Annotated in this window: 15 protein-coding genes; 7 read left to right on the top strand and 8 right to left on the bottom strand. The window is 67.6% G+C overall.

Translation table 11 applies throughout. The annotated features are described in order from the left end of the window. The 3 genes from ACLF3G_RS09975 to ACLF3G_RS09965 form a co-directional block, all read right to left on the bottom strand. On the bottom strand, positions 1-1,425 hold the full coding sequence (locus ACLF3G_RS09975; RefSeq protein WP_430669205.1) for a M20 family metallopeptidase: 1,425 nt from the start codon (positions 1,423-1,425) through the stop codon (positions 1-3). Between the two features lie 20 nt (positions 1,426-1,445). Further along, entirely contained in the window at positions 1,446-2,852 is a 1,407-nt protein-coding gene (locus ACLF3G_RS09970) for a M20/M25/M40 family metallo-hydrolase (protein ID WP_430669204.1), read from the bottom strand. A gap of 66 nt (positions 2,853-2,918) precedes the next feature. After that, entirely contained in the window at positions 2,919-4,352 is a 1,434-nt protein-coding gene (locus tag ACLF3G_RS09965) for an NAD(P)-binding domain-containing protein (RefSeq protein WP_430669203.1), read from the bottom strand. A 248-nt stretch (positions 4,353-4,600) separates the two neighbouring features. Between ACLF3G_RS09965 and ACLF3G_RS09960 the strand changes: the two genes are divergently transcribed. From ACLF3G_RS09960 to ACLF3G_RS09950, 3 genes are read left to right on the top strand one after another with little or no spacing between them, the layout of a single operon-like run. Next, positions 4,601-5,638 (top strand): TRAP transporter substrate-binding protein, encoded by a 1,038-nt coding sequence (locus tag ACLF3G_RS09960; RefSeq protein WP_430669202.1) that lies wholly within the window; start codon positions 4,601-4,603, stop codon positions 5,636-5,638. Continuing rightward, positions 5,635-6,129 (top strand): TRAP transporter small permease, encoded by a 495-nt coding sequence (locus ACLF3G_RS09955; protein ID WP_430669201.1) that lies wholly within the window; start codon positions 5,635-5,637, stop codon positions 6,127-6,129. Before ACLF3G_RS09960 ends, ACLF3G_RS09955 begins: the two co-directional genes overlap by 4 nt. Next, on the top strand, positions 6,126-7,442 hold the full coding sequence (locus tag ACLF3G_RS09950) for a TRAP transporter large permease (protein WP_430669200.1): 1,317 nt from the start codon (positions 6,126-6,128) through the stop codon (positions 7,440-7,442). The genes ACLF3G_RS09955 and ACLF3G_RS09950 overlap by 4 nt, the downstream gene beginning before the upstream one ends. Here ACLF3G_RS09950 and urtE read toward each other — a convergent pair whose 3' ends face one another. From urtE to urtA, 5 genes are read right to left on the bottom strand one after another with little or no spacing between them, the layout of a single operon-like run. Beyond that, positions 7,443-8,135, bottom strand: a complete 693-nt coding sequence (urtE, locus tag ACLF3G_RS09945; protein WP_430669199.1) for an urea ABC transporter ATP-binding subunit UrtE — start codon at positions 8,133-8,135, stop codon at positions 7,443-7,445. A gap of 1 nt (position 8,136) precedes the next feature. Beyond that, positions 8,137-8,877 (bottom strand): urea ABC transporter ATP-binding protein UrtD, encoded by a 741-nt coding sequence (urtD, locus tag ACLF3G_RS09940; protein ID WP_430669198.1) that lies wholly within the window; start codon positions 8,875-8,877, stop codon positions 8,137-8,139. Then, positions 8,874-9,968, bottom strand: coding sequence for an urea ABC transporter permease subunit UrtC (urtC, locus tag ACLF3G_RS09935; protein ID WP_430669197.1), 1,095 nt, complete (start codon positions 9,966-9,968; stop codon positions 8,874-8,876). The genes urtD and urtC overlap by 4 nt, the downstream gene beginning before the upstream one ends. Beyond that, positions 9,965-11,533: an urea ABC transporter permease subunit UrtB gene (gene urtB, locus ACLF3G_RS09930; RefSeq protein WP_430669196.1), complete on the bottom strand. Its 1,569-nt coding sequence runs from the start codon at positions 11,531-11,533 to the stop codon at positions 9,965-9,967. Before urtB ends, urtC begins: the two co-directional genes overlap by 4 nt. A gap of 48 nt (positions 11,534-11,581) precedes the next feature. Continuing rightward, entirely contained in the window at positions 11,582-12,826 is a 1,245-nt protein-coding gene (urtA, locus tag ACLF3G_RS09925; protein WP_430669195.1) for an urea ABC transporter substrate-binding protein, read from the bottom strand. Between the two features lie 270 nt (positions 12,827-13,096). Between urtA and ACLF3G_RS09920 the strand changes: the two genes are divergently transcribed. Genes ACLF3G_RS09920 through ureC form a run of 4 tightly spaced genes read left to right on the top strand, consistent with a single transcriptional unit; the run spans position 13,097 to position 16,275 of the window. Continuing rightward, complete coding sequence (locus ACLF3G_RS09920) at positions 13,097-13,921, top strand: urease accessory protein UreD (protein WP_430669194.1); 825 nt, start codon at positions 13,097-13,099, stop codon at positions 13,919-13,921. 40 nt (positions 13,922-13,961) lie between these two features. Further along, positions 13,962-14,264 carry an urease subunit gamma gene (locus tag ACLF3G_RS09915; RefSeq protein ID WP_430669193.1) on the top strand — a complete coding sequence of 101 codons (303 nt, stop codon included), beginning with the start codon at positions 13,962-13,964 and terminating at the stop codon, positions 14,262-14,264. After that, positions 14,261-14,566: an urease subunit beta gene (locus ACLF3G_RS09910; protein ID WP_430669192.1), complete on the top strand. Its 306-nt coding sequence runs from the start codon at positions 14,261-14,263 to the stop codon at positions 14,564-14,566. The genes ACLF3G_RS09915 and ACLF3G_RS09910 overlap by 4 nt, the downstream gene beginning before the upstream one ends. After that, on the top strand, positions 14,566-16,275 hold the full coding sequence (ureC, locus tag ACLF3G_RS09905) for an urease subunit alpha (protein ID WP_430669191.1): 1,710 nt from the start codon (positions 14,566-14,568) through the stop codon (positions 16,273-16,275). The genes ACLF3G_RS09910 and ureC overlap by 1 nt, the downstream gene beginning before the upstream one ends. Positions 16,276-16,277 lie beyond the last annotated feature (2 nt).

Raw genomic sequence — 16,277 nt, 5'->3', positions numbered from 1 at the left:
CTACTCCGCCAGCGACATGCCAAGCGCGGGCTTCGCATCAGCCGGCAGCGGGCTTTCATAGGGCCGGCCGCCGGTGCGCGCCGCATGGTCCGCCTTCGCCTTGGCGATGAGGTCCGGGTTGCGGATGGCATCCACGGCCGTGCCGGCCATCACCTTCGCGACGTGCACCATGCCGGTATGCGCCGCCGGCGCCTTGCCCTGCGCCACGACCTGCCAGCTATGGCCCGGCGTGCCGATGGCATATGTGGCACCACGCGCCTGCACCGTCGGCACCTTCCAGGCCACATCGCCGACATCGGTCGAGCCGTTCATGCCGGCCCCCTTCGCACCCAGCGGGACGATCAGGTCGCACAGCGCCTTGCCAGTCTCCGGCGCAACGCCCTGGCGCCGGTAGCCGGACAGAATGTCTTCCTCCCGCAGCGTCTTCTGGATCTCGGCTGCAAAGGCGCGATCCTCGTCGCTGAACTGCGGCGGCCCAAGCCGGTCGAAATTGGCGTGCATCGCCTGCTCCAGCGGCGAATTTCCCAGCAGGTTCGAGACCGCGGAGATCACCTGGGTGGAGACCGTGGTCTCCGTCATCAGTGCTGCGCCATCGGCGATCTTGCGCACCCGCAGCACCAGGGCGTTCAACTCCACCAGGTTGCGGGCGCGGATCAGGTAGCGGACCCTGGCGCGGGACTGCACGACATTCGGCGCGATGCCGCCGGCATCGAGATAGGCGTAGTGGACCCGTGCATCCGCCGGCATATGCTCCCGCATGTAGTTCACGCCGACACTCATCAACTCCACCGCATCCAGCGCGGATCGGCCGAGATGCGGCGAGGACGCCGCATGCGCCGCGCGACCCGTGAAGGAGAAATCGATGCGCGTATTGGCCAGCGAGATCGGCTCGTTGACACCGGAGAAGCTGGCGGGGTGCCAGGAGATCGCGATGTCCACGTCGTCAAAGGCACCTTCACGCACCATGAAGCCCTTGGCCGCGCCGCCTTCCTCTGCCGGGCAGCCGTAGTAGCGCACGCGTCCGGGGATGCCGTTGGCCTTGAGGTAGTCCTTCACCGCAGCCGCCGCCAGCAGGCTCGCCGCGCCGAGCACGTTGTGGCCGCAACCATGACCCGTGCCGTCGCCGGGCATCGGCCGGTGCTCCGCCACCCCGGCTTCCTGCGACAATCCGGGCAGCGCATCATACTCCCCGAGGATGGCTATCACAGGGCCCCCCTCGCCGGCCTCGCCCATCACGGCCGTCGGGATGCCGGCAACGTCGCGGGTGATGCGGAACCCCTCGGTCTCCAGCATCGCGACGTGTTCCGCGACACTCCGATGCTCGTTGTAGCAGAGCTCCGGCATGCCCCAGACGCGATCGCTGAGGGCTGCATAGGCCTCGCGCCGGATGTCGACTTCGCGCCAGACCTGTTCGTCATTGCGCATGTTCGCGCTCCCTGTCCTGTTCAACGCCGGGCCGGCACGCGGCCCTCACCGATGTCCCACCAGATGCCCGCCATCAGGCCCAGCCCCTCGCGCAACAGCGGCGCCAACGCGTGTTCGTCAGGGCCGTGCTGGTTACAGCCGGCATAGCTGTTGGGAATCCAGATCACCGGCGTGCCCAACTCCTCCAGGAACATGTCGGACGGGTTGGAGCCGGAGGAGTTCGGCACGATGTTCGGCGCCCGGTTGCTGGTCCGCGCCATGGAACCCGCGACCATTGCCACCCAGGGATCGTCCGGGTCGGTGCGGGATGCGCCGAACATGTCGCGCTCCATCATCGGCACGATCTCGACCTCGGGGAAGCCCTTGGCATCCAGGTGGCGCCGCAATGCCGGGATGAAGGCGGCGCCGGGAATGTCCGCGGTGTGCCGCACCTGCAGCCGCGCCCGCGCCTCGCCCTGCACGGCGTTGGTCGGCGCGTCCGGATGGCCGACCAGCGCCGCCAGCACGATCACGCTCGTCCAGCCGAAGATTTTCTCGGCCTTCGTCAGGCCAGGCTCGCCCCAGCCGGGATCGCCCTCCGGCAGCCCGGGGATATCCTCGAAGACCAGGTCGCCGATGGCGCGCTTCACCGAAGCCGGCATGGCATCGGGCGTCCAGCCCTCCACCAGGATGCGGCCGTTCCGGTCCACGATGCTCGCCATGGCATGCGCCAGCACGAAGCCCGGGTCGGACAGCACGCCACCCCAATGGCCCGAATGGTGCGCGTGGTCTCGCAGCCGCACCACCAGGTCGAAGGCCACGCCACCGCGGGCGCCCAGCTTCATCTCCGGCATGAAGGTGGTTTGCCGCGGGCCATCGAGGCCGATGAACACATCCGCCGCCAGTCGCGCACGCTCCGCCCGCAGCAGGTCGCGCAGGCCGGGCGAGCCCTGTTCCTCCCCGGTCTCCACCAGCACCTTTGCGTTGAAGCCGAGCCGGCCGCCCCGTTCCGCCAGCACCGCGCGCAGCGCCTCGATCGCGATCAGGTGCTGGCCCTTGTTGTCGACCGTGCCGCGGCCAAACCACTTGTCACCGCGCTCGATGACCTGCCAGGGGTCAAGCCCCTCGCTCCACTTCGGCGCCAGGCCACGCACCACGTCGCCGTGGCCATAGATGAGCACGGTCGGCAACGCAGGGTCCTCGATGCGTGACGCCAGGAACACCGGCCCGCGCCCGGCGCGTGGATTATCCAGCACCGCCTGCTCGAACGGCATGTCCCGCATCAGGTCTGGCAGCGTTTCGGTGCAGTAGCGTGTCAGGGCCGGCAGGCTGTCCGGCAGCTGGCTTTCCGTCGGCACCGCGACCAGGCGCCGCAGCGCGGCGAGGTAGGTGCCGCTGTCGAAGCAGCCTTCCGCACGCGCGATGGCGCCAGCCCTGGTTCCCGCCATGTCCTAAATCCCTCCCGTGGTGGGTGGAGCTTGGCATGGTGGTGCGGCAGGCGGGAAGATGCCGGCCTACTCGGCGGCGAGCCGGCTGGGGTCCAATTCCACCTGCGCAACATCGTAGGCACGAAGCGATTCGAAGTAGCGAGGCAGGTCGGCCTCGAACAGGCCACGCGTCACCCCGGCCGCGAGCCGCGGCACGGCGATGCCCATCGCGTTGATCGAGGCGCCGGCTGGGCCGAACGACATCGTTGTGCCGATTCCGAACAGATGGATATCGCGGATCCAGGGCGTCTCGTCGGGCACGCGCTCCTCGAAGGCGTAGTCGGCACCGAGATACGGGAAGGCAGCAAGCCGTGCATCCGCCTCGGCATCCGGCGGCGTATAGCGATCCGCCCAACTGGCAATGTTGTGCGCGCAGCCCGCCAGTTCCGGCACGCGCGTGGCATCCATGCGCACGCCGGTCCCGCAGATCAGGAAATCGGCCGCGACCTCGCCGCGTGCGGTGGAGAGAATGGCGCGGCCATCCTCACCGACCCGCGCACCGGTCCAGGGCCTGCCGACATGCATGGTGAACTGCGGAAACCGCAGCACGCGCGCGTAGGTATCGGGTGGGAAGCCTTCGCGCAGGCCCAGCACATGCGCCATGAAGCGCCAGCGCCACTCATCCGGCATTTCATGGATGTGCCGCAGGAAGCCGGCGAAGGTCAGCCAGCGATAGGGCTGCACCACCATCGGCTCCGCCCTGCGGCAGAACAGATGCACCTCGGCCGCACCGGCCTCCAACGCCATCGCCGCATTGTCGAAAGCCGACGCGCCGGCACCGAGCACGGCGACGACCTTGCCGCGCAGTCGCGTGAAATCGATCGGGTCCGCGCTGTGGGCACGCAGGTCCCTGGGCAATGCCGTGACGAAATCCGGCATCCACCAGAAGCCCGCACCCTCCTGCCCCGTGGCCAGCACGACCTTGCGCGCCAGCATTGGGCCGGCGCTGGTTTCGATGCGGAGGCAGGGCAAGCCGTCATCCGTCCGGGCCGGGCCGATGCGCCCGGCGGCGATGCCATTGCGCACCGGCACGCCGACGACGCGGCGCAGCCACAGCAGGTAGTCAGCCCAGAGCTCCTTGGGAATGTAGCGCAGCGCCACCCAGGATGCTGCGCCGAACTGCGCCTCATGCCAGGCCTGGTAGGTGAGGGAGGGCACGCCGAGGTCCGGGCCGCTCTGGTCCTTCCAGGACCGCAGATTGTGCATGCGCGCATAGGTCTGCCAGGGGCCCTCGCGGCCATAGGGCTCGCGGTCGATCACCAGGATGTTGCGCACCTTGTCGCGCATCAGCGCGAAGCCTGCCACAACGCCGCATTGCCCGCCGCCGACGATCAGCACATCCAGAACCGCCGCACCGCCGCTGGTCTTGGGCTGCAGCCATTCCATGCGGGGATGCGCGATCAGGTCGAGGTCGCGCCGCGCATCGGCCTCGAGCGCGGCGAGGGTGCTAGGTGCAGGCAAGACTCGGTCTCCGGGTTTCCACTGGCGCCGACCAAGATGGGCGCAATCCTGCCGGCCACCAGTGCAAATCCCGGCGTCCTATCACGCGGCTTCGGCAGGTGCCGCGTATACCGGCAGGCGATGCATCCTTCGGACGCAGCGATGCGTCCAAGCGGTCCGGCCGCGAGCCAATCGGCCTTGCAAGCGAAGGCCGGTTGCGGCCACGCTCCATCCCGCCGGAAAAGACGCCACGAACGGAGATGACGACCATGCTGCGACGGACCTTGTTGGGCACCAGCCTCGGCCTCGCCGCGCCGGCGACGCTTCGCGCGCAGGGAGCGCCGCAATTCACCTTCCGCCTGCACAGCTTCTCCTCGCCGACCGCGCTCGACCACACCATGCATCTCGACCCATGGGCGGCGAAGGTGGCGGCGGAATCCGGTGGGCGCATCAAGATCGACGTGTTTCCCGCCATGCAGCTCGGCGGGCAGCCGCGCGATCTGGTGCAGCAGCTTGAGGACGGCGTCGTCGACATCATCTGGACCGTGCCGGGCTTCACCCCCGGCCGCTTCATGGGGACGGAGGGCCTGGAGCTTCCGTTCCTCAACACCGGGCTGAGCGTCACGGAAAGTGCTGCGGCCATGGAATTCGCCGCCAAGCACCTGGCGGAGACAGAATACCGTGGCATCAAGATCATCTCCATCCATTCGACCGACCGCGCGCTGATCCACACCTCCCGCAAGCCGATCCGCACGCTGGAGGATTTCCGCGGCATGAAGCTGCGCGTCGCCGGACGCTTCATCGGAGAGGCGGTGACCGCGCTTGGCGCCACGCCCGTCGGCATCCCGCTCGGCGGCGTGTACGAGGCGACGGCACGCAGCCAGGTGGATGGGTTCCTGATCAACTGGGCGATCACCCAGCCCTTCCGCCTCTACGAGGTGGCCAAGTTCCACAGCGAGCCGCCGGGCGTCGGCCTTTTCCAGGGCATGATCCTCACCCTGATGAACGGCCGCAGCTACAACCGCCTGCCGCCCGACCTGAAGGCCGTGATCGATGCCAATTCGGGCCCCGCGCTCGCAGTGAACCGCGGCGCCATCTGGGATTCACAGACCGCGGCGGCCGTGGATGCGGCGCGCGGCGCCGGCAACGAGATCATCGCGATCGGGCCGGAGGAAAAGGCGCGCTGGCGCACCGCCGTGGCACCGGCCTACGAGGCCTGGGTCGCGGAGATGACCCGCCGCGGCCGCAATGGCCGTGCGATGTTCGAGGATCTTCAGGCGATCACGGCCAAGCACGGCCGCGCATGAATCTGCCGGCTCTGCGCGTCGGCCTGACGCGTCTTGCCGTGGCCTGCGCTCTGGTGAGCGGCTTCCTGCTGCTTGCCGCGGTTGGCGTCACCAGCGCCTCCGTCATCCGCGGCGCCTTCGGAACGCCGATTCTGGGTGACAGCGAGGTGGTGGAGATGCTGCTGGGCGTCGCCGTCGTGCTGTGCATGCCGCTGTGCGAGATGAAGGGCGTGCATGTGCTCGTTGATTTCTTCACCCAGAAGCTGCCGCCGCGGGCGACGGGTGCGCTGGATGCCGTGATGCGGTTGGTGGTCGCCGTGGTCGTCGCGGTGCTGGCCTGGCGCCTTATCATCGGTGGCATCGGCATGTGGGACCGCGAGAGGGATACGATGTTCCTGCAATTGCCGTACTGGTGGGGCTACGCGGCGGCTGGCCTGGGCATGATGGCCTGGAGCCTCTGCACCGTGTTCGTCGCGGTCGAGGGCTTTGTCCGCCTGCGTCGGCCGGCATGACGGATTTCGGTGTCGGGCTGCTGATGTTCGGCGGCGCGCTGGTGCTGATCGCGCTACGCATGCCTGTCGGGATCGCCATGCTCCTTGTCGGTGGACTGGGCTATGCCGGCCTGTCAGGTTGGGACCGACTGTTCGCCACGCTCAACACGCTGACGTTCAGCCGCTTCTCCTCCTACACCCTGTCGGTCATCCCGCTGTTCCTGCTGATGGGCGACTTTGCGACCAAGGGCGGCATGAACCGGGCCCTTTTCGCCTGCGCCCGCGCCTGGATGGGACATTGGCGCGGTGGGCTTGCGGTGGCCAGCATCGGCGGCTGCGCGGCCTTCGGCGCGATCTGCGGATCGTCGCTCGCAACTGCCGCCACCATGTCCCAGGTGGCGCTTCCGGAGATGCGCAGGCACGGCTACTCGCCCGCACTCGCCACCGGCACCCTGGCCGCCGGCGGCACGCTCGGCATCCTGATCCCGCCCAGCGTCATCCTGGTGATTTACGCGATCTACACGGAACAGAGCATCGGAAGCCTGTTCATCGCCGCCGTCATCCCCGGCCTGCTCGCCACCATCGGCTATATGCTCGTGGTCAACATCTACACCCGGGTGGCCCCTGGCGCCGCGCCGCCGGCCGAACGCATGCCCTACCGCGCGCGCCTGCGTGCGACGGCGGAGGTCTGGCCGGTGATGACGGTGTTCCTCGTCGTCGTCACCGGCATCTACGATGGCTGGTTCAGCGCGACCGAGGGTGCGGCCATCGGCGCCGCTGCGACCGGCCTGCTGGCCTTCGGACTTGGCGGCATGCGGTGGCAGGGCCTGCGCGAGAGTCTGTTGTCCACGGCCGAGACCACCGGGCTGATCTTTATTGTGCTGCTGGGCGCTGAGCTGTTCAGCGCGGCACTGGCGCTGTCGCACCTGCCGTCCGAGCTTTCCAGCATGGTCGCCGCCCTGCCGGTGCCGCCGCTCGCCATCCTGTTCGCCATCCTGGTGGTTTATCTCGTGCTCGGTTGCTTCATGGAAAGCATGGCGATGGTGCTGCTGACGCTGCCCATCTTCGTACCGCTGATGCTGAGCCTGGATTTCGGGCTCGATCGCACGCAGGTGCTGGTCTGGTTTGGCATCCTGGTGCTGATGAGCGTGGAGGTCGGCATGATCTCGCCGCCCTTCGGGCTGAACCTGTTTGTCATCAACGCCATGGCGAAAGACATCCCGATGGGCCAGACCTATCGTGGCGTGATGGGATTCTGCGCCTCCGACCTGCTCCGCATCGTGCTGCTGCTGTTCTTCCCGGTGCTGTCGCTTTGGCTGCCGGGGCTTTGGTAGCTATACCGTCAGCAGCCTCCGCACGGCGGCCTCGTCCAGCGTCCCGGCCGGCCCACCCAGCGCCACCTCGCCGCGCACCATGACAGCGATGCTGTCGGCAAGCTCGCGGGCGAAGTCGTAGTACTGTTCGACCAGGATCACCGCCATGCCGCGGTCGCGCGAGAGATGGCGGATGACGCGCGCGATATCCTTGATGACGGAAGGCTGGATGCCCTCCGTCGGCTCATCCAGGATCAGCAGGCGTGGCCGGGCACACAACGCGCGGCCGATCGCCAGCTGCTGCTGCTGCCCGCCGGACAGGTCGCCGCCGCGGCGCCGCAGGAACTGCCGCAGCACGGGGAACAGGTCGAAGATCTCCGAATCGACACCCGAGCCACGCGGCGCAGCAGCCAACGCCGTCTCCAGGTTCTCCTGCACCGTCAGGAAGGGAAAGATCTCCCGTCCCTGCGGCACATAGCCGATGCCGGCGCGTGCGCGCTCCGCTGGTCCCAGCCGCGTCACGTCGCGCCCCTCCCAGGTGATGCTGCCGGCGCGCACCTTCTCCAGCCCCATGATGGCGCGCAGCAGCGAGGACTTGCCGACGCCGTTCCGACCCAGCACGGCGGTGACCCTGCCGGGTTCCGCCACCAGCGAGACGCCGCGCAGGCAAAGGCTGGCGCCGTAGGACAGGTCGATGGCGGAGACGTTCAGCATTTCATCGCCCCAGATACACTTCGATGACCCGGGGGTCGTTCTGCACGTGGTCGATGGAGCCCTCCGACAGCACGCTGCCGTCGCACAGCACGGTTACCCGCCGGCCTAACGCGCGGACAAATTCAAGGTCGTGCTCGACCACCACGACGCTGCGCTTGCCGGCAATGCGCACCAGCAGGGCCGCGGTCTGCTCGGTTTCCGAATCCGTCATGCCGGCGACGGGCTCGTCCACCAGCAGCAGCTCTGGGTCTTGCATCAGCAGCATGCCGATCTCCAGCCACTGCCGCTGCCCGTGGCTGAGGATGCCGGCCAGGTCGTAGGCGCGTTCGAGGAGTCCGATCTCCTCGAGCGTACGCTCGATGCTGGTGCGCGCCTCGCCGGTCAGGATCCAACGCAGGCAGGCGATCGGACCGCGCGGGGCCTTCAGTGCCAGTTCCATGTTCTCAAACACGGTCAGCGCATCGAACATCGTCGGTTTCTGGAACTTGCGGCCGATCCCGAGATTGGCGATGCCGGCCTCGTCCATCCGGGTCAGGTCGATGTCGCCGAAGTTTACAGTGCCCGTGGTGGGACGCGTCTTGCCGGTGATCACGTCCATCATCGTGGTCTTCCCGGCACCATTCGGCCCGATGACGGAGCGGAGCTCCCCCGGCTCGACGATAAGGGAGAGGTTGTTGAGCGCCCGGAAGCCGTCGAATACGACGGTGACGCCATCCAGGTACAGCCGGCGTCCCTGGCTCACGGGCTCCGCCCCTTCATCAGTCCGATCAAGCCCTTCGGCAGGAACAGCGTGACCGCAACGAACAGCCCGCCAAGCACGAATAGCCAGAGGTCCGGTGCGGCGGAGGTCAGCCAGGTCTTCAGCGCATTGACGGAGAATGCGCCAAGGACTGCGCCGATCAGGGTGCCGCGGCCGCCGACGGCAACCCAGATGACCGCCTCGATCGAGTTGGCAGGGCTGAATTCCCCGGGATTGATGATGCCGACCTGCGGCACGTAGAGCGCCCCGGCCACGCCGGCCAGCATGGCGGACAGCACGAAGGCGAACAGCTTGTGGTTGGTGGTGTTGTAGCCGAGGAAGCGCACCCTGCTTTCCGCGTCGCGGATCGCCGTCAGCACACGGCCGTACTTGCTGCGGGTCAGTCGCACACAGATCAGGAAGGCCAGCACCAGCGCGAGGAGAGAAGCGTAGAAGAGGCCCGATCGCATGCCAGAGGTGTTGAGCGGCTGGCCCAAAAGCTCCTTGAAATCGGTGAAGCCATTGTTGCCGCCGAAGCCCATGTCGTTGCGAAAGAATGCCAGCATGAGCGCGAAGGTCATCGCCTGGGTCAGGATGGAGAAGTAGACGCCCGTGATGCGGCTACGGAAGGACAGGAAGCCGACGACGAGGGCCAGTGCGCCAGGCACCAGCACCACCATCAACATGGCGAAGGGGAAGCTGTCGAAGCCCAGCCAGTACCAAGGCAACTCCTGGTAGCCAAGGAACACCATGAAGTCCGGCAGCACAGGATGGCCATAGGACCCGCGCGGCCCGATGAGCCGCATCAGGTGCATACCCATGGCGTAGCCGCCAAGCGCGAAGAAGGCGCCGTGGCCCAGCGACAGGATGCCGGCATAGCCCCAGGCGAGGTCCAGCGACAACGCCAGGATCGCGTAGCAGATCCATTTGCCGGCGATGGAGACGAGGAAGTCCGAGACGTGCAGCGGATGCGCCACCGGCAGCAGGTTCAGCAGCGGCATGACGCCGAGCGCCAGGATGAAGATCAGCAGGCCGGCCCGCAGGCCGAGCCGCAGCCTGCCATCCGGGGCCGTTGGGGATACCGCAAGGCTCATGCGTCCGCGGCCCTTCCCTTCTGCGCGAACAGGCCGCGCGGCTTGCGCTGGATGAACAGCATTGCCGCCACCAGCACGAACACCTTGGCCAACACCGCACCGGCCCAGGGCTCCAGCATCTTGTTGATGATGCCGAGGCCGAAGGCGCCCACCAGCGTGCCCGCCAGGGAGCCGACGCCGCCGAACACCACCACCAGGAAGCTGTCGATGATGTAGCCGGTGCCTAGGTTGGGGCTGACATTGTCGATCTGGCTGAGCGCCACGCCGGCGATTCCGGCAATGCCCGACCCGAAGGCGAAGGTCAGCGCATCCACACGCCCGGTGCGGATGCCCATGGAGGAGGCAATGGCCCGCTTCTGCGTCACCGCGCGCATCTCTAGCCCGAAGCGCGTGAAACGGATGGCGGCCACCGTCAGCCCCAGCACGACCAGCGAGAAGACCAGGATCCACAGCCGGTTCTGCGTCACGGCGATGTCGCCCGGCAGCATCAGCGTGCCCTGCATCCAGGCCGGGCTGATGATCTCGCGGTTCTGCGCGCCGAAGGTGAGCCGCACCGATTGCTGGATCATCATGCCGACGCCGAAGGTCATCAGCAGAGTCTCCAGCGGCCGGCCGTACAGGTGGCGGATGAGGCCACGTTCCATCGCCGCGCCACAGGCGGCGGTCACCAGGAAGGCGGCCGGCACCGCAAGCGGCAGCGACCAGGGCGCGAGCGCCGGAATGCCGCGCAGCGCTTCCTGCACCACGAAGGTGGTGTAGGCGCCGAGCATGACGAACTCGCCATGCGCCATATTGATCACGCCCATGACACCGAAGGTCACTGCGAGTCCCAGTGCCGCCAGCAAAAGCACGGAGCCAAGCGACAGCCCCTGGAACAGCGTCTCCGCCGCGCGCCGGACCGCCAGGCGCTGGTCGACCGCGGCCACCGCTTCCTCGATCTGCACGGAAAGATCCGGGTTGGCGGCGCGAATTTCGAGAAGCACGGCACGCGCCTCCGGGGAGGCCGTGGCGCCGAGGGCCGAGATGCCGAGCAGTTTGTCCGCCGGGTCATTTGCCATGACGCGAGAGGCGGCCAGGGCCAGGGCCAGCCGCGTGCGAATAGTAGGCACCGTCTCCCGTGCCAGGGCCGCATCAAGCAGCGGCACGTTTTCCGCCGATCGGCTGCGGAACACCGCCTCCGCCGCCGCCTGGCGTTCCGCGGGATCGGGCGAGACCAGTTGCAGGCGCCCAAGCGCCCCGCGTAACGCAACGCGCACCCGGTTGTTCAAGCGCACGGCTTCCGCGCCTGCGGCATCGGCGGTTGCGCCAAACAGCGCGTCGGTCGCGCCTGCCTCGGCACGGATCAGCAGTGTTCCATCTGCGCGGCGCAGCAGGCGCCCATCGCTCAACGCGCGTAGCAAGGGGAGGGCCGCCGGGTCGCCGCTTGCGCCCAGCCGGTCCACGGCCTCCGCCGTCTGGTTGAAGCCGGTGCCGATTCCGGCGAGACGGGCGGCTATCGTGTCCTGTGCGTGCACCGGCAGGGCCATGGCGCACATCAGCAGCAGGGCGAGAAGCGCGTTCTTCATGCGGTTGCGAACAGGGGGCGGCACGATGCCGCCCCCCATCCCTTCTGATCAGCCGCGGCGGCGGTTCGCGTTTTCCGGGATGAAGGGAGACCAGTTCTCGGCCGCGATGACCGTAGGCGTCTTCCACACCGTGTTGAACTGCCCGTCGGCCTGGATCTCGCCGATCATCACCGGCTTGGTCAGGTGATGGTTGGCGCGCATCTCCTGGTTGAAGCCGGAAGGTGCATCGACCTTCTGGCCGATCATGGCTGTGCGCACGGCATCGACATTGGTCGTCCCGGCCTGGGTCACGGCCTGGGTCCACATCTTGAAGCCGGTGTAGGTGGCTTCCATCGGGTCGTTGGTCACGCGGCGCGGGTTCTTGATGTAGGCCTGCCACATCGCCTTGAACTCGGTGTTCACCGGGCTGTCGACGGACATGAAGTAGTTCCATGCGGCCAGGTGCCCGACCAGCGGCCGCGCATCAATGCCGGCCAGTTCTTCCTCGCCGACGCTGAAGGCGACGGAGGGGATATCCTCGGCCTTGATGCCCTGGTTGCCCAGCTCGCGGTAGAACGGCACGTTGGCATCGCCGTTGATGGTCGATACGATGGCGGTCTTCTTGCCCTCGCCGGCGAAGCGCTTCACGCGGCTGACGATACCCTGCCAGTCGCTGTGCCCGAACGGCGTGTATTCTTCCATGATGTCGGCATCCGGAATGCCCTTGCTGTTCAGGAAGGCACGCAGGATGCGGTTGGTGGTGCGCGGGTAGACGTAGTCCGTGCCGAGCAGCGCGATACGCTTGGCCTCACCGCCATCGGCACTCATCAGGTATTCCACGGCCGGGATCGCCTGCTGGTTCGGCGCAGCACCGGTGTAGAAGATGTTCTTGCTCTCTTCCTCGCCCTCATACTGGACGGGGTAGAAAAGCATGCCGTTCAGTTCCTCGAACACCGGCAGCACGGATTTGCGGGACACGCTGGTCCAGCAGCCAAAGGTCACGTCGACCTTGGAAACTGCGAGAAGTTCGCGCGCCTTCTCCGCGAACAGCGGCCAGTTGGATGCAGGGTCGACTACCACCGCCTCGACCCGCCGGCCGAGTAGGCCACCGCGGCCGTTGATCCATTCGACCATCATCAGCACGGTGTCGCGCAGCGCGGTCTCGCTGATCGCCATGGTGCCCGACAGCGAATGCAGGACGCCCACCCTGATCGGCGCGGCCTGCGCGAAGGAGGGGCGGATGGCGGGCGCGGCCAGCACCGTGCCGAGGCCGGCCAGGGCGGCGCGCCGCGTGATGGGCATGCGATGGATCATTGTTTTGAAGCCTCCTCGGGGATGCACGAACCGGCGGCACCGACGCCGCCACTTGGCTGCGTCCCCACCCGAGCCGTCGCTGTTGCGAGATGTGTGCCAACGCTTGGCATACGATCAGATCGGCGCGTGCCCTGGTTTCGTGGCGTATCTGAACATCAGGTTTGCACAAAGAAGTGGCGGGGGGTGCCCTCGCCGGCCACGCGGCGCCATCGGCGTGTGCAGTTGCACATGTCTTGGCCGAGCGGTCGTTGACGTGCCATGCTGGGCGCGATGGACCAGACCGCACCGCTGGCGCTTCACCACCAGCGCGCCCGAGGCCGGGCCGAACTCGGCCTGCTTGCGGCGCCGGGCAGCGCGCGCATCGCGCATCTCTACCAGTCGTCGCCGCTGCGCGTGTTGTTTCCCGATGCCGATCCGGATGAGCCGAAGCAGGCGGCGCTGGTCAATGTCGCCGGCGGTCTGGCGGGTGGCGATCGGCTCGAGGCGGCGCTGACCCTTGGTGCCGATGCGCGCTTCACCGTCACGACGCCGGCGGCCGAGAAGGTTTATCGCAGCCTTGGTCCCGTTACCGAGATCTCGAGCAGCCTGGTACTGGCGGATCGGGCCACGGCGGAATGGCTGCCGCAGGAGACCATCCTGTTCGATGGTGCCCGGCTGGCGCGGCGGCTGGAGATCTCGCTGGCGCCTGACGCAAAGCTGCTGGCGGCGGAAATGCTGGTGCTCGGCCGCGCGGCCCGCTCCGAGACCTTTACCAGGGGTATGCTGCGCGATCGCTGGTGCATCCGTCGCGACGGCCGCCGGCTTTGGGTGGATGCATTGCACCTCGACCCTGGTGCGATCCCGCACCGGTTCACGCTGGATGGCGCCGGCGCGCTGGCGACACTGGTGCTGGCCATGCCGGATGCCGCCGCGCATCGCGATTTGGCCCGGGATCTTGCCGCCGGTGGTGCCGGCCTGTTGGCTCCCGGCCTGCTGGTTGCCCGTTGGCTCGGTGAGGCGGGTCAGGTGCGCGCCGCGTTGGCCGCCGCGATCATGGCGCTCCGGGCCCAGGCACTTGGCCTGCCGGCGCGGCTGCCGAGGCTCTGGCGCACATGATGTGGCATGCGCCATGCTTGGCGCCGCTGGGAGGTAGCGCATGAACCTGACGCCGCGAGAGAAGGACAAGCTGCTGGTCGCCATGGCGGCCACCGTGGCGCGCCGCCGGCTGGAGCGTGGCGTACGGCTGAACCACCCGGAAGCCGTGGCCCTCATCACCGACTACGTGGTGGAAGGCGCCCGCGATGGCCGCAGCGTGGCGGAACTGATGCGCGACGGCGCGACCGTCGTGACGCGCGCGCAGGTGATGGAGGGCATCGCCGAGATGATCCATGAGATCCAGGTGGAGGCCACCTTCCCGGACGGCACGAAGCTGGTCACCGTGCATGAGCCGATCCGATGATTCCCGGCGAGATCTTCCCCGCCGCGGGTGACATCGAACTTAACGCCGGCCGCCCGGTGACGGAGCTTGCCGTTGCCAATACCGGCGACCGCCCGATCCAGGTTGGCAGCCACTACCACTTCGCCGAAACCAACCCGGCGCTGCGCTTCGATCGCGCCGCCGCACACGGCCAGCGGCTCGACATCCCGGCCGGTACGGCCGTGCGGTTCGAGCCTGGCCAGTCGCGCAGCGTGCGGCTTGTGCCGTATTCCGGCGCGCGCATTGTGCACGGGTTCCGCGGCGAGACAGAAGGGAAGCTCTGATGGCCGCACGCCTGTCCCGCCGCGCCTATGCCGGCATGTACGGCCCGACCACCGGCGACCGCCTGCGCCTGGCCGACACCGACCTGATCATCGAGATCGAGCGGGACCTCACCACCTACGGCGAGGAGGTGAAGTTCGGCGGCGGCAAGGTCATTCGCGATGGCATGGGCCAGTCCCAGGTCACTCGGAAAAACGGCGCGGTGGATACCGTCATCACCAACGCGCTGATCCTCGACCACAGCGGAATCTACAAGGCTGATGTGGGCCTCAAGGACGGGCTGATCCACAGCATTGGCAAGGCGGGCAACCCGGACACCCAGCCAGGCGTCACCATCATCATCGGCCCGGGCACGGAAGTTCTGGCTGGTGAGGGCCGAATTCTGACGGCGGGCGGCATCGACCCGCATATCCACTTCATCTGCCCGCAGCAGATCGAGGAGGCGCTGGTCTCCGGCATCACCACCATGTTCGGCGGCGGCACGGGACCCGCCCATGGAACGCTGGCCACGACCGCCACGCCCGGCCCTTGGCACCTCGCGCGGATGCTGCAGGCGGCCGAAGCGTTTCCGATGAATCTCGGCTTCCTCGGCAAGGGCAATGCCGCCCTGCCAGAGGCGCTGGAGGAACAGATACGCGCCGGCGCCTGCGGCCTGAAGCTGCACGAGGATTGGGGCACCACGCCCAAGGCGATCGACACCTGCCTGCGCGTAGCGGACGCCTTCGACATCCAGGTCGCGATCCATTCGGACACGTTGAACGAAAGCGGCTTCGTCGAAGATACCATCCGTGCCATCGGCGGCCGCAGCATCCAGGCCTTCCACACCGAAGGCGCCGGCGGCGGCCATGCACCAGACATCCTGAAGGTCATCGGCGAGCCGAATTTCCTGCCGTCCTCGACCAACCCGACGATGCCCTACACGCGCAACACGGTGGATGAGCACCTGGATATGCTCATGGTCTGCCACCACCTCGACCCGCGCATCCCGGAAGACGTCGCCTTCGCCGAATCGCGCATCCGCAAGGAGACGATCGCGGCCGAGGATATCCTGCACGACCTCGGCGCCATCAGCATGATGTCCTCCGACAGCCAGGCGATGGGACGGGTGGGCGAGGTCATCATCCGGACCTGGCAGGCGGCGCACAAGATGAAGCAGCAGCGCGGCCGCCTGCCGGGCGAGACAGGCGACAACGACAATCTGCGCGTCCGCCGCTACATCGCGAAATACACCATCAACCCCGCCATCGCGCAGGGCATCGCCAAGCATGTCGGCAGCATCGCCGTGGGCAAGCTGGCGGACCTGGTGCTGTGGTCGCCGGCCTTCTTCGGCGTGAAGCCGGACTACGTGCTGAAATGCGGCACCATCGCCATGGCGCCGATGGGTGATCCCAACGCCTCCATCCCGACGCCGCAGCCGATCCACTACCGCCCAATGTTCGGCGCCTATGGTCGTGCCAACACCCTGTCCTCCGTCACCTTCGTGTCGCAGGCCGCGCTCGAGGCCGGCATCGGCCAGAGCCTCGGCCTGTCGCGCCCCTTGCTGGCCGTATCGGGTACGCGCAACCTGTCGAAGCGCGACATGGTGCTGAACGATGCCTTGCCGAAGATCGAGGTGGACGCCGAAACCTACGAAGTGCGCGCCGATGGCGAGCTGCTGATTTGTGAACCCGCCACGGAACTTCCCATGGCGCAGCGCTACTTCCTGTTCTGAGA

This window comes from Falsiroseomonas sp. HC035 (assembly GCF_050563525.1).
Lineage (GTDB): Bacteria > Pseudomonadota > Alphaproteobacteria > Acetobacterales > Acetobacteraceae > Falsiroseomonas.
Note: the sequence above shows the minus strand (reverse complement) of the source record. Positions and strands in the feature narration are given on the sequence as shown.